The sequence below is a fragment of the Pseudoalteromonas umbrosa genome (assembly GCF_030125375.1).
GTDB lineage: Bacteria > Pseudomonadota > Gammaproteobacteria > Enterobacterales > Alteromonadaceae > Pseudoalteromonas > Pseudoalteromonas umbrosa.
Genome location: NZ_JASJUU010000004.1, coordinates 146,906 through 159,467, shown reverse-complemented (window position 1 = coordinate 159,467; position 12,562 = coordinate 146,906). Strand labels below are relative to the sequence as shown.

The 12,562-nt window shown below is 44.0% G+C and carries 11 protein-coding genes; 5 read left to right on the top strand and 6 right to left on the bottom strand.

Annotated elements, in window-relative coordinates:
- The first annotated feature begins 90 nt into the window (after positions 1–90).
- From QNM16_RS15595 to QNM16_RS15580, 4 genes are all read left to right on the top strand, one after another.
- Positions 91–858: an SDR family NAD(P)-dependent oxidoreductase gene (locus QNM16_RS15595; protein WP_284021370.1), complete on the top strand. Its 768-nt coding sequence runs from the start codon at positions 91–93 to the stop codon at positions 856–858.
- Between the two features lie 38 nt (positions 859–896).
- Positions 897–1,595, top strand: a complete 699-nt coding sequence (locus QNM16_RS15590) for a cupin domain-containing protein (protein ID WP_284021369.1) — start codon at positions 897–899, stop codon at positions 1,593–1,595.
- A 46-nt stretch (positions 1,596–1,641) separates the two neighbouring features.
- Complete coding sequence (locus QNM16_RS15585) at positions 1,642–1,950, top strand: hypothetical protein (RefSeq protein ID WP_046356341.1); 309 nt, start codon at positions 1,642–1,644, stop codon at positions 1,948–1,950.
- An 886-nt stretch (positions 1,951–2,836) separates the two neighbouring features.
- Entirely contained in the window at positions 2,837–3,370 is a 534-nt protein-coding gene (locus QNM16_RS15580; protein ID WP_284021368.1) for a superoxide dismutase family protein, read from the top strand.
- Positions 3,371–3,481: 111 nt separating this feature from the next.
- Here the strand turns inward: QNM16_RS15580 and QNM16_RS15575 are convergent, their stop codons facing one another.
- A complete protein-coding gene (locus QNM16_RS15575) occupies positions 3,482–5,770 on the bottom strand; it encodes a FlgO family outer membrane protein (protein ID WP_284021367.1) in 2,289 nt (762 codons plus the stop codon).
- Between the two features lie 320 nt (positions 5,771–6,090).
- Between QNM16_RS15575 and QNM16_RS15570 the strand changes: the two genes are divergently transcribed.
- Complete coding sequence (locus tag QNM16_RS15570; protein WP_284021366.1) at positions 6,091–6,963, top strand: hypothetical protein; 873 nt, start codon at positions 6,091–6,093, stop codon at positions 6,961–6,963.
- An 83-nt stretch (positions 6,964–7,046) separates the two neighbouring features.
- On the opposite strand, the gene QNM16_RS15565 is transcribed toward QNM16_RS15570, so the two are convergent.
- From QNM16_RS15565 to QNM16_RS15545, 5 genes are all read right to left on the bottom strand, one after another.
- A complete protein-coding gene (locus tag QNM16_RS15565; RefSeq protein WP_284021365.1) occupies positions 7,047–7,223 on the bottom strand; it encodes a hypothetical protein in 177 nt (58 codons plus the stop codon).
- Between the two features lie 48 nt (positions 7,224–7,271).
- Positions 7,272–7,889, bottom strand: coding sequence for a hypothetical protein (locus QNM16_RS15560; RefSeq protein WP_284021364.1), 618 nt, complete (start codon positions 7,887–7,889; stop codon positions 7,272–7,274).
- A 321-nt stretch (positions 7,890–8,210) separates the two neighbouring features.
- Positions 8,211–9,848 carry a methyl-accepting chemotaxis protein gene (locus QNM16_RS15555; RefSeq protein WP_284021363.1) on the bottom strand — a complete coding sequence of 546 codons (1,638 nt, stop codon included), beginning with the start codon at positions 9,846–9,848 and terminating at the stop codon, positions 8,211–8,213.
- Positions 9,849–9,860: 12 nt separating this feature from the next.
- Positions 9,861–10,106 (bottom strand): hypothetical protein, encoded by a 246-nt coding sequence (locus QNM16_RS15550; protein ID WP_063362546.1) that lies wholly within the window; start codon positions 10,104–10,106, stop codon positions 9,861–9,863.
- Positions 10,107–10,182: 76 nt separating this feature from the next.
- On the bottom strand, positions 10,183–12,240 hold the full coding sequence (locus QNM16_RS15545; RefSeq protein ID WP_284021362.1) for an NHL repeat-containing protein: 2,058 nt from the start codon (positions 12,238–12,240) through the stop codon (positions 10,183–10,185).
- Positions 12,241–12,562: the final 322 nt, after the last annotated feature.

Below are 12,562 nucleotides of genomic sequence, written 5' to 3'. Positions count from 1 at the left end.
AAGTACCTAGCTAACCAATTTGTACTTACTATTCAGAGGCTTTTATTAAATTTAATCTTATCACGACTTTTAAAAACAAGAGACGTGATTATGACTTTTTCAAATACAGGCACAGCCCTCATCATTGGTGGTTCAAGCGGCATGGGGTACGCCACAGCCAAGCAACTGTTACAAGCCGGAGTTGCAGTCGAGATTGTGGCCAATAACCAACACAAGTTAGATTCAGCAGTCAGTGCCTTGAGCGAGCTAGGCACTGTGACTGGCAAACAAATCAACCTATACGATACCCAGTCGGTGATGACGCTGGCAAAGCAGATAGTTGAGTCATCAACACACTATCGCTACCTTGTTAACGCCGCGGGATACTTCTCTCCCACCTCGTTTGTTGACCATACCCTTGCAGACTATGACAAGTACCATGATTTGAATAAGGCGACCTTTTTACTCACCCAAGCCGTAGTAAAAAATATGAACCGCTTTGATGGCGGGAACATTGTCAATATTGGCTCGATGTGGGCCAAGCAAGCCATCAAGGCAACTCCCTCTAGTGCGTACTCTATGGCTAAAGCTGGGCTACATGCGTTTACGCAACATCTCGCTATGGAATTGGCGGATAACAACATTCGCGTCAATGCTGTCGCCCCTGCGGTTGTGCAAACACCCATTTACGGCGCATTCATACCGCCCGCAGAGATTAAACAGGCGCTTGCTTCATTTAACGACTTTCATCCCATTGGCCGAATTGGTGAACCCGTTGATGTCGCAAACAGTATCTTATTTTTATTATCCGATGAATCAAGCTGGATAACGGGCACCATTATGGACGTCGATGGCGGCGTTATGGCGGGTAGAAACTAAAATATAACAACAGGGCGTTGGCTCAAAAGGGTAACTCTATGCTAAACATGAATTTTGCACAGCCGCTTGTGATTAACACCGCCACTCAACCTTGGCTTGCCAGCCCCGCCAAAGGGGTTTGGCGAAAGCCTTTGGAGCGCGAGGATAAAGAGTCAGGACATACCACCAGCATCGTAAAATACGAAGCAGGCTCGGCGTTTAAACCTCATCCACATCCGCTTGGTGAAGAAATATTTGTACTAGAAGGCGTCTTCTCTGATGAACATGGTGACTACCCTGCTGGCACATATTTACGCAATCCGCCAAATAGTGTACATGCACCATTTAGCCAACAAGGCTGTGTGATTTTTGTCAAACTCAACCAGTTTGACGCCCAAGACTCAAAAACCGTTAGAATAAACACCCATGAAACACCTTGGCAGCAAGGACAAGGTCATTTGCAAGTGATGCCATTGCACAGCTATGAGCAGCAACACACTGCACTGGTAAAATGGCCTGCTAATGAGCGATTTATGCCGCATACACACTTTGGTGGAGAGGAGATCTTAGTCCTTGAAGGCGAATTCATGGATGAGCGAGGTCAGTACCCTCGAGGCACTTGGCTGCGAAGCCCGCACTTGAGCCAACATACTCCTTATGTCGTACAGCCTACTTTAATCTTGGTCAAAGTAGGACATATTGCTATTGAAAAAGCGCGGTGCTTTGACGTTGTTGTCCCTAGCCTTACTTGGGTATAATCCGCAGCACTGCCAACCTATTTTAAAGCTGGATCGGAGCTCAAAAATGAAAAAACTCTCTAAAGTGCAAGAAAAACAACAAGCATTGGTACTTGATGTTGCTGACAGACTCGAAGCACAAGCGCGTGAAGAAATCCCAGGTATGCTGCAATGTTGGTTTGATATGGAGTTTCATCTATTCCCGAGCTCTTTATTATTGTGCTTTCAGTTTGAAAATGAACAAGCATTAGAAGCTGCAAAACCGGACCTACTCAAATGGCAAAAGCGCCTGAGTGCCGCCATGGTGAAAAAAGGGGTGATCTTAAAAGATATGCGCAAACACTTGGTGTTTACTATGAATGGACCTGAAGATTAAAGCCACCCATGTTTGCTTTAGAAAGAGGATAAACACTGCATAGCTCAATCCGTTTTATTAATATTGCCGCTTTAAACACTTAAAGCGACAATATGGTTTAAGTAAAGGCATTCAATAAAGACTTTTTAACTATGTTTGAAAATTCGCCTAGATTTAAATTATTGGATGGCTTTTCCTGCTTAATTGCACTATCACCACCTTTTAAATATACAATAAGCCCAATTGATTGCAGTTTATCTAACTGTATATCTACTTATTTTTTACTGAGTTTTTAGCTAACGCAAACACTTACCAACTAAATAGCTTGTCGTACGAATGTGACGAAAACCCCATTAGTGTACATAATTCTTGATTAGCGTCATCAATATCAATATTTGGATGAGCCTGTCCTCTAAATACGACCCTATATAAGGTACCCATTTAAAACAATTACTTCCCTGAATTAATTCAAAGCATTAATTTAATAAAAAACCGTTAAACCTCAAAGAAATTAAAAAACTAAAAAAACTATTTAATTAAAATCAAAAAAAAACAACAAAGAATAAAAACCAACAAATCAAATTTAAAAGCTAAAAATAAAAGTTCAGGTTTAGCAGCACTTAAAACCTTAAAAAAAGACTAAAAAACTTCCCACCTTGCATTAATATCGTACATAACATTCCTATTCCCTAGCTTTTACATGACCTTTTTCATTTATATTTACTGATTAAAAAACAGTCCACTTCCTAATAACCCTGTAGATACTTGGTTTTATAATTCAACACATGATCATATATTAGCGCCCTATCGTATCTTCAATACATTCAAGTTTTTAGCGCTCACGCTAAATAGTTAACGCCGATTTGCCCCACATACTGTGTGCGGGTAGTTTATTAAGGAATGGAAAATGAAAAAAACATTTTTAGCCCTGTCTTTTGTAACACTCTCAACTCACGTATTCGCCGAGCATCAAATTGGCGAAGTTGCCCACAGTAAAATTATCAATAACCAAGGCAAGCAAGTCGGTACTGCGCAGTACACTCAGGGCAATGAAGGTGTCGTGATTGAAATCATTGCCAATGGCCTACCAGCTGGCAAACATGGCATGCACTTTCACGAAGTCGGCACCTGTGTTGACAAGCATCACTTTAAAAAAGCCAAAGGCCATATCATGCCATCAGGCAAACCACATGGTTATTACCACCCGAAAGGCCCTCATGAAGGTAATTTACCAAACCTAATTGTCCGCAAGGATGGGTCAGTGCACGTTGAACTGTATTCCGAGTTGGTATCAGTCAGTGGTCGAGGCAATAAACCAGCGCTGCTTGATGAAGATGGCTCTGTATTGATGATCCACGCAAATCAAGACGACCACTTAACACAGCCGATTGGTGGCTCTGGTAGCAGGATAGGATGCGGACTTGTTCTTCCAGGTAAATAACAAAACACATGCCCAAGCACATTGACAGCTTGGGCTTTGCAAGGTGAAATCACGCTGAGATAAATCATTCTAGACCTTACTATCTGCGTTTATATCTATTTAAATAAGCCATCAATTCTCCTGCTCGATTGCATTACGCAGTAACTCTTTACTTTGCATATGCAGTTCTAGCAAATCAGAAAAATGCGCATCATTGTGTAATGGCGCGAGCAAATAGTCATGCTCAAGCGTCCACCACTGCTGATTAAATGAGTCCATCCAGCCCAACTTGAGTGCAGTATTTAAGTATGCCAAAGCCTGTGAGGTATGCCCTAGCAGAGCATGCGCCTGAGCCAGTACCAGTTGCGCTTGAGCTCGGTCGACTACATCGCCTTGCAAAATAAATGTCTTTACCGCATTTAAAAGTCGCTCTGCACTTTCGACATCATGTAATTGCTTTAAGGTCGCCGCGTATAAAGTCACCGCTTGATAATTATCAGCCGTCACCGAAAAAGACTCACCCACGCGTTGGTTTTGCCACTGGGGGTACAATTGCAAGAGCGTATTTTTGGCCGCCTTAAATTGCGCTGCACGAAACTGAGCCTGAGCCAACTCAAACCTTGCCCGTGCGTTGTAGGGCAGCTTAAACACCCTTGTTTGGATCAATGCCAATATTTGCGCGTCTTGCTGCTGCGAGCCAAGTTCAAAAAGCGTTAGGGAGTGACTAAAGTGGCCATGTAATGGCTGCATTTTGTTTAACAATGCTTGGGCTGCCTGCGTAGCGCCGACACTTAAATAGGCCAATACTTGCTGTTCGCACACCTCGATACTACTACAGCTCTCAAATAACTCAGGCGCCTGTTGCTGCCACGCCAACATGGCTAAAATAGAGTCTTTGGTATGTCTATGAACTTTGGCAAAATCCAGCCACTGAGTCTTTGCATCCGCCTGTTGCAAAAGCGCTTGCTGATACATACGCTGTGCCGAGTCCGGCTTACTCATTGCCTTTAATAAAAAACTCAGTTCACGTTTTAATGAAGCCGATAAAGGGTTGAGCACAATGGCCTGCTCTAAATGCACTACAGCCTCTAGTTGCTTACCAAGACGAGCCAACAAGGTGGCGTACCAAAGATGTGTCATGGCGCTGTTTTCAATCTCAAGGGCTCGCACCAAGGCTGCTTCAGCCTGTCGGTAAAGCGCAAAATCCCCCGTTGCTTTGGCCTTGTCTGACAAAATCATGCCATACGCGGCCTGCCCCATGGCCGAATCAGGGGCAAGTTGCAGCGCGTGTTTAATATGGGGCATCGCCGCATCAATGGCTTTAAGCTCAGGCATGCTGCCATAGGTATGGGACAATGCATAACTCACAGCCAAGCCAATATGGGCATCGGCATAATCCGGCTCAAGTTCTAAGCTGTGTTTAAAGTAACTGACAGCCTGTTGCAGCGCATCGGGGCTGCGTTGACGCCAATGATACTGCCCCATCAGATACCATTCATAGGCTTGCGCATCGAGCGTTTTTATAATGGGTTTAGAGGAGATTGAATCAGGATAAACCACACCAAGTAAATAAGTACTCACTTCATCTTGTAGTTTAAAACTATTTTTACTATTTTCATCAAAGATTTTTGACCACAGCAGTTGACCCGTTTGCGTATCAATTACACGCACTTGCACCCGTATTTGCTCTGCCATTTTTTGTATATTGCCCGTCAAAACAGCGTCAACTTGCAGCACCTTGCCAACCTCTGTGGCATTATCACTGCTTTGATAAGCAAATGAAGAGTCGCGGGAGATCACTTTAAGCGATTTAATCTGCGCTAACTGATGAATAATGCCATCCGACAAACCTGTTGCAAAATAGCGGCTATCTTGCATCGGACTTAAATCTTCAAATGGTAAAACTGCGATTGAATTCACATTAACCTGCGCAGTGCTGGCTTGCTCACTTGGCAGTCGTACCAACCAAGCCACTAAAATAATAAGTAACAATATGCACACTGCAACATACTTGCTATACCCAGATTGCGCAGCCTTCTCACTTGACTGTGCGATAACGTCAACGGGTGCTATCAAGACATAGCCTTCATTGGGAATGGTTTTTATAAACTTGGGATTGCGCGCATCATCATTGAGGGCTTTGCGGATTTTACTCATGGTGACAGACAGAATATCCGCAGACACCACTTTGCCCGCCCAAACCTGCTCAAAAATAGACGCTTTATCAACTGTTTGACCGGCATGTTTTATCAGCAGCAGTAGTAATTGCATACTCTTGTTATCAAGCACACATGTAAACGACTCGCTTTGTATGCGGTTGGTTTTCGGGCATATATGCCATGGACCAAGCTGGTATGCATGCGCCAACAAAGGCGTGTCACATTCAGTATTGGGCACATATTCTGATCGGCGATTGTCCATTTAGAGACCTATTTTTATTATTCTTTATTTACACGTGCGTTAATCACGTTGAGTCAATATGGTGATACAGGCATTGTGCTATGCCAAAAGCAGCATATCAATAACCCCTAACGATGTATTTTCTCATTCTCCAAACAAATCGCTGAACCACAGGTTAATACTCACACACATTCAAACCAATCATAACAAGCTGAAATATATGAATATATTTTATAAAAAACAGCTAAACCCCATATTTTGGAAGATTTAAGGTGCTTTAAGTTGTCCGGTACCTAAGTGCCTGTCAACTTGATGTCATTGCGTTTCACAAAGAGGCTATTATGAGCAAACCATTACAACAGCAAAGCACCATTGCACTCACGCTATTACTAGTAACCAGCACAGGCACTGCAGCGGAAAACTCAGCGAGCAGCACCACGAGCAAAGCGCTCTCGGCTACCGGTCCCTACCTTGGGCAAACACCACCAGACTTAACCCCAAAACCATTCGCACCAGGTATTGTAAGCACAGAACAATCCCTTGAAAGCGAAGTGCTGTTTTTACACGATATGAGCGCACTGTCTTTCACGCGTTACGAAAAAGGCGCCTATCCTGACTTGTATGTAATAAAGCACCATAACAACCAATGGCACCAGCACCTTGTCTCGGCAGAAGCCGCCAAAACCTATAACGAGCAATTTAGCCCAAGTGTTGAAACACTCAAGCAACATGCCGTGTTCAAAGACATCCCCGTGGTGGGCTTCACAACTTCATCAGCAGGCACCCAGTTTTTTTATGAGTTAGATTTAAAAGATGGCAGCGGACACATGAGTTATTCGCGCCTTATTGATGGCCAGTATGAAACACCGATCAAAATGAGTGACGCCGTCAACCAAGGCAAATACATTGCACACCCCTTTGTTGCCCCAGATGAGTCCTATTTAATGTGGGACGCCGAAAAAGAAGGTGAAAGCACCCCTGATATCTATATCAGCTTTAAGCAAAAAGACGGCTCTTGGGGCAAAGCGATTAATATGGGGGATCAAATCAATACCCCGCTTTATGAGCAAAGACCTAAGGTAACCCCAGATGGTAAATACCTGTTTTTTTGGAAAGGCGATGTCAAAACCAATACGGATGGCAGCCGCTATGTCGTTGGCGGCCCATATTGGGTTGATGCCAAAATCATCGACACACTAAGAGCAAAGCAATAGTGCAAAGCTTATTCGTCGTGTGTTCACACCTTCCAAGTAGGCTTGAGAAGTTAACAGCAAAAGTTAAATCATTCCGATTGGAACTAGAACAGTACGAGCCCTCTCATCATGGCATGGGTTAGTAATGCTGTTAATAAAGAAGGCTCAGGAACTAAACTGTTCAACCAATGAAGTACTTTTGGATCGTTTACTCTCAAGTTCACTTGAATAGGCCTCTCATTAATACTCAGTTGAGCTAAATCAGTCTTGAATCGGTGCATAGGCTTCCTTTTATATATGCCCACGTACAAAAAATAGAGTCGAATTCGTTAGGTGATCTTTCCTATTGCGGCCTCAAGACTCGTCTTAGCCCATTGGATTCTTGCTCGCTCTTCAGTAGCCCCAACTTTTTTCATACCATGCCCAGCGGTTTTATAACCATCACTGGGCTCCCAATTATCCAAACTACCTAGCAAAATACCTTGGTCTAATGGCTGGTCGTCAGCACCTCCCGCATCTCCAGTTCTGTATTTGTCCGGCCAATAAAAAAGGTTATTGTAATATCCCGTATAAGCTTTTACTAAGTCAGTATGAGAGCTGTTAAATAACCCTAACTTAACAGAGTTATCGCCAGCTAAAGCATTAACCGTTTGAGTCGTTGTGGCATCAAGTGTTCTGGGGTTTACCAGCGTATCATAGCCCGCTTTCATGCCTGTTAGGTAAGATTTGGTCGTGGTAGTGCCTGCGGTAACTTTATTTTGAATTGCAGCACGAATATTGGCATCCGCCCAATGATGATTTAATGTACTTCCTGTGGGTATCTTATTCCATTTAGCACACTGAACATCATTTTTTTGTTGCATATAATCTTGTCTTTGGATATTTACTGCGTTTAAGGTTTTATCTGACGCGACATCTAGATCGTCAGTGAATTGTACCTGAATCATACTTTACCCACTTAATTAAGCCTTGAGACTTGTCATTGTTAGTCTTTCAGACGTCTAGATAAATTAAATGTGAAAAAGAGTAGACTAACATGAGAGGTCACTCAGGTTTAATATAAGACGTTTCTCAAATGCCGTTTATAGGAAAAATCAAAGCATTCATCATATTATGACCTCAATATAAGTTGGTGGTAAACACAGTAACCAACAATAATTGACAACTCCCAAACATAGGACACCCAAAAACAAAAAACCAGATTTCAATCTGGTTTTTTGTTTGCTGTTAATATCAAGTATTAAGACACTGGCATTTCCGCCGAAGCGTTACGCCAACTTAAAGCGGTTGATCATTCTCATCATATCTTCGGAGACCTGACTGAGCTCTTCACTGGCAGTCGCCATTAAGGTCGACTCGCTGGCAAGGGACGTTGAGCCGTCATTTAAATTAGCTACGTTTTGATTGATGCCATTCACTGTCATGGTTTGCTGTTCTGTGGCAGCGGATATCTGCTGATTCATACCTTGAATAGCATGAACTTCTTGGGCAATTTCATTTAGGGCATCCCCTGCTGATGAGGAGATCTCTGAAGTATTTGAGGCTTTTTCTGCGCCTTTACTCATTACCTCTACCGCTTGCTCAGCCCCCGCTTGGAGCTTCTCAATGATGGTTTGAATCTCAATCGTTGACTCTTGCGTGCGCAGTGACAAGGTGCGTACTTCATCTGCCACCACCGCAAAACCTCGTCCAGCTTCACCTGCTCGGGCAGCTTCAATCGCTGCGTTAAGGGCCAGCAAGTTAGTTTGCTCAGCAATGCCTCGAATCACCTCCAATACCGTATCTACATTGCGGCTATCCGCTGCAAGCCTTGCTATTACTTGGCTGGCTTCGCCAATGTCTTGTGCCAGTAATTGCGACTTTTGAATATTACACTCGATGATTTCTAGACTTTGCTCAGTTTGCTTCGCCGCTTTGACACTAAACTCTGAGGCATCCACCGTTCTTCCCGACACTTCTGTCACGGCTGTGAGCATCTCGTTCATGGCGCCAGCAAGCTGCTCGGTGTCACTTCTTTGTTGATTTAAATTCATATCAACCGATGATACTGAGGAAGACAAGCGATTGGCTGAATCCGACAACTGGGTGCCTGCGGCACTAACGCTGAGCATGATATCTTGAATAGAGCCAACAAAGCGGTTGAAGTACTGCGCCAAGTCAATCAACTCTTTACTGCCCTCTTCTTTTAGTCGCTGGGTTAAATCCCCTTCGCCACTGGCCAAGTCGCGCATTGCAGATACCGTGCTCTTGATTGGCTTTGTAATGCTGCGAATAAAGTAAATCACCAAGGTAGATAAAACAGCCAACACCATGACCACATTCATCAAGGAGATCATCTGCGACTGCGCAATGTCTTCTTCTAAAGCGGTAATGTTGATGCCCGTGCCTATCATCCAGTCCCATTCGTGAAAATAATCAGCATAGCTGGTTTTAGGTGTCAGCTCAGTGGCATCAGGGGATGTTTTCCAGAGGTACTCGACAAACCCGCCACCGCTTTTACCGGTTGCGTACAACTCTTCAACAAAGAGTTTTCCGTTACCGTCTTTGAGCGGCAAAATGTTAGTCCCCAGTAAGTGCTTAAGACCTGACGCGAGCTGTATGCCGTCTTTGTCGGCAACAAAGATATAATTGCCATTATCAAAGCGCATAGCCGAGATAGATACCAAAGCGAGTCGCTTTGCTTCTTCTTCACTCAGCGCACCGCTTCGACTTTGCTCATAATAATGATTGATCACACCCAATGCGCTTTCAATGATGAGCTGCACGCCATACTCATAATTGGCACGCATATGCTTGTTGGTGTTGTGAGCATCCAACAAGGAATTAGCAAACAAACCAATAGCAAATAGCACCACTATCATCCACGCCCGTGTGCTGATGGGCGCATTGTGAATTGAAAAGTTCATGACACCTCCTTGTTACTCGTGCGGACCAGTCACTTTCTTAGCAGAAAAGCTGGACTCATGGCTGGTATACAAGCGTCGCAATGCATCTTTGCACGACCCTTCATCCTCGGCATTGGTTTCAACATGCTTAATCACATCCTGAAACTGCTGTAATAATTGCTTAGAGTCTGCCTCTGATTTTTGGCAAACACCATTCGACTCTTGAGATTTGCGGTGTGACAGTTTTTTCCCCTGCGCACGCTTAAATACACTTTCCATAATTCCCCCAGGCATTCCCTGTACACATGGCTATGTTTACATACCACGTCCAGTCATAGCGGATGTACAGTCCTTGTTAAATATTAAATTGATACACGTTGACTCTATTCAAGGCACAATCTGGTAAGTAGACCTTGTTGTTTTTTACATGCAGCAAGTACGGCAGCCACAACTGGCCTTTGTCTCTGTCAGCGCCAAACCCACTGAATGACTCTAAAAACTCACCAGAGCAGTTGAACACTTTTATGGCTCTATTCACTAAATCAGAGACAAATAAGTAGCCATTCTCGTGATCAATACTAGTCGGCAGTAAAAAGCTTTCACTTGCGGTGCCGTAGCCCTCTTTGCCAAAACTACGTAACCACTTGCCATGACTGTCAAACACCTCAATGCGGTTGTTATTTTGGTCCGTGACAAAGCACTGACCTTGTTCATCGACGGTGATATCGGATGGCGTGTGAAACTCTCCATGCTCAGCGCCTAAGCGACCGAAAGTGTGCACTAAAAATGGCCCACCGGTATCCGAAAGTCGCCAGCGACAAATGCGGTTATTACCCGAATCTGCAATTAAAATGTCGTTATTAGTTGGATCGATGGCGATCCCCTGCGGTTGGTTGAGCTGCTCATCACCTGTGCCAAGACCACCAAATACGGTATAAGGCACAAGTTCCCCCAAGGTGTCGTTATATTGCAAAATGGTCACTATACCACTGAGGTAGTTGCTCACGACCAGTAAAGGCACGCTGTAATCCAGCTGACCTGGCAGCGGTTTATTTGGCGTCAGAGCTGCAATGCCCAAAGAGCCTGGTAGCATGGGTAAGCTTATCGGTCTGGCTGAATCACTTTTACCGTCTTCAGTGGCCTGTAATTGATAATTGCCTGAGTCCATCATCCAGAGTAAGTCTTCTGGGTCATCAAACTTATCGTTAAGAAAAACACGTACCATGGTTTGCTGCCACCTTTGCACCCACTCAGTTTGCGCTGACAGGGCAATACTCAGCCAAGATGGCAAACCCGGTGGCTGCATTACTTTAAGCAGCTGATCTTGCAACGTAAGTTGATGTTCAATCCAGTGTTCAAGCAAAGGAGCATTGCTCGAGTAGCCCGATTGAGTTTGCGTCACATCACCCACCACCGAGGTCACAAAGTGCAACTGGCCGGGGTTATCCCGTTCGTCCCCAATTGCTTTAAGCACCTTGGTTGAGCGTGACTTTCCGCCTTTGAGCGTGGCAAGATTGACCGTATGCTTTTGCAATGAAGCTAAAAACGGTTCAGTTATCAACATGGTTTGCGGGTCATTAAATTCGGTGATTTGTACCGGCGCAAAAAAGCCATCTAAGCTCCCCATAAATTGGCCATTTAAGTCATACACAGAAATCGCATTAGCTTTTCCACCGGGGATCAATACACGATTTTGTATCACTGTCACACCGCGAGAAAGCGCTAAGCCATCAATGTAGCATTTGCCTGTAGCGCTAAAGGGAACACCTCTACCTTGCCAGTCGCAGCGCACGACCGTCGAAAAGCCCGTGTTTGAAATGTAAATATGGCCATCTTTATCTAAACTCAGCCCTTGCGGCCAAAGTAAATGCACCGTATCACCGCCGTTTTCAGGTACTATTTCTTCAATTGTGCGCTCAAATTGGCCATCTTCACTAAAAATCACCAATCGAGATTCACTGTGCTGACCTTCATAGAATTCATCAGCCACACATAGCTTACCATTATGCACCACGATACCGTTAGGGCCTCTCAGTGCGACCTCAGGTTCATTACCAAAGATCTTCACGGTTTTAATCTCTAATGACTCTGAATAAGACAGAATATGCACTCTAAAATTGCCAATATCAGTGACATATATCCAGTTCTTATCTGGGTGCGCAACTAACCTAAAGGGCATATTGAATTGTTCAGGCCCCGCCCCTACGGTGCCAAAGCTTGCCAAAATTTGATCCATCTTGGAATCAAATACCAACACCCGATTGTGCGCGGTATCCGCTAACCAAACCCGACCAAATTTATCAACACAACTGCCGACTGGTGTGCTCAATGAAAGGTGTCCGCTTGTCGAACACGGAAGCTGCGGTAACTGATCAACAGTTGCCCCAATGTAACTGTGGTATGAAATCCCCATAGTACCTAGCCTGTAAATAAAGAGTCCGTTTAGTCAAGCTTCTACCCAAACCCCGGATAGATCCTTGGCGGTGCAATCAATTATCATTACGATTTTTTGACTGGTTTATACAAAAAAGTAGCAGGAAGAGAACGACTCGCCAGTAAGTCATGTTGGAAAAAGTGCATTTATTAAAAAATTCACATTTGTAGGTATCTAGCACACAGAAGGAAAATTAAAAAATATCCAACAATTATATACACATGACATCTGCACAGACACGATAAGAAATAAAAAAGTATGGTTCTATTGTTCGGTACGTCGCAAGATAGAGTTATTAATA

Coding starts and splice junctions, on each gene's coding strand:
- QNM16_RS15595 (WP_284021370.1), top strand. CDS start 91: ATGACTTTTTCAAATACAGGCACAGCCCTCATCATTGGTGGTTCAAGC.
- QNM16_RS15590 (WP_284021369.1), top strand. CDS start 897: ATGCTAAACATGAATTTTGCACAGCCGCTTGTGATTAACACCGCCACT.
- QNM16_RS15585 (WP_046356341.1), top strand. CDS start 1,642: ATGAAAAAACTCTCTAAAGTGCAAGAAAAACAACAAGCATTGGTACTT.
- QNM16_RS15580 (WP_284021368.1), top strand. CDS start 2,837: ATGAAAAAAACATTTTTAGCCCTGTCTTTTGTAACACTCTCAACTCAC.
- QNM16_RS15575 (WP_284021367.1), bottom strand. CDS start 5,770: ATGGACAATCGCCGATCAGAATATGTGCCCAATACTGAATGTGACACG.
- QNM16_RS15570 (WP_284021366.1), top strand. CDS start 6,091: ATGAGCAAACCATTACAACAGCAAAGCACCATTGCACTCACGCTATTA.
- QNM16_RS15565 (WP_284021365.1), bottom strand. CDS start 7,223: ATGCACCGATTCAAGACTGATTTAGCTCAACTGAGTATTAATGAGAGG.
- QNM16_RS15560 (WP_284021364.1), bottom strand. CDS start 7,889: ATGATTCAGGTACAATTCACTGACGATCTAGATGTCGCGTCAGATAAA.
- QNM16_RS15555 (WP_284021363.1), bottom strand. CDS start 9,848: ATGAACTTTTCAATTCACAATGCGCCCATCAGCACACGGGCGTGGATG.
- QNM16_RS15550 (WP_063362546.1), bottom strand. CDS start 10,106: ATGGAAAGTGTATTTAAGCGTGCGCAGGGGAAAAAACTGTCACACCGC.
- QNM16_RS15545 (WP_284021362.1), bottom strand. CDS start 12,240: ATGGGGATTTCATACCACAGTTACATTGGGGCAACTGTTGATCAGTTA.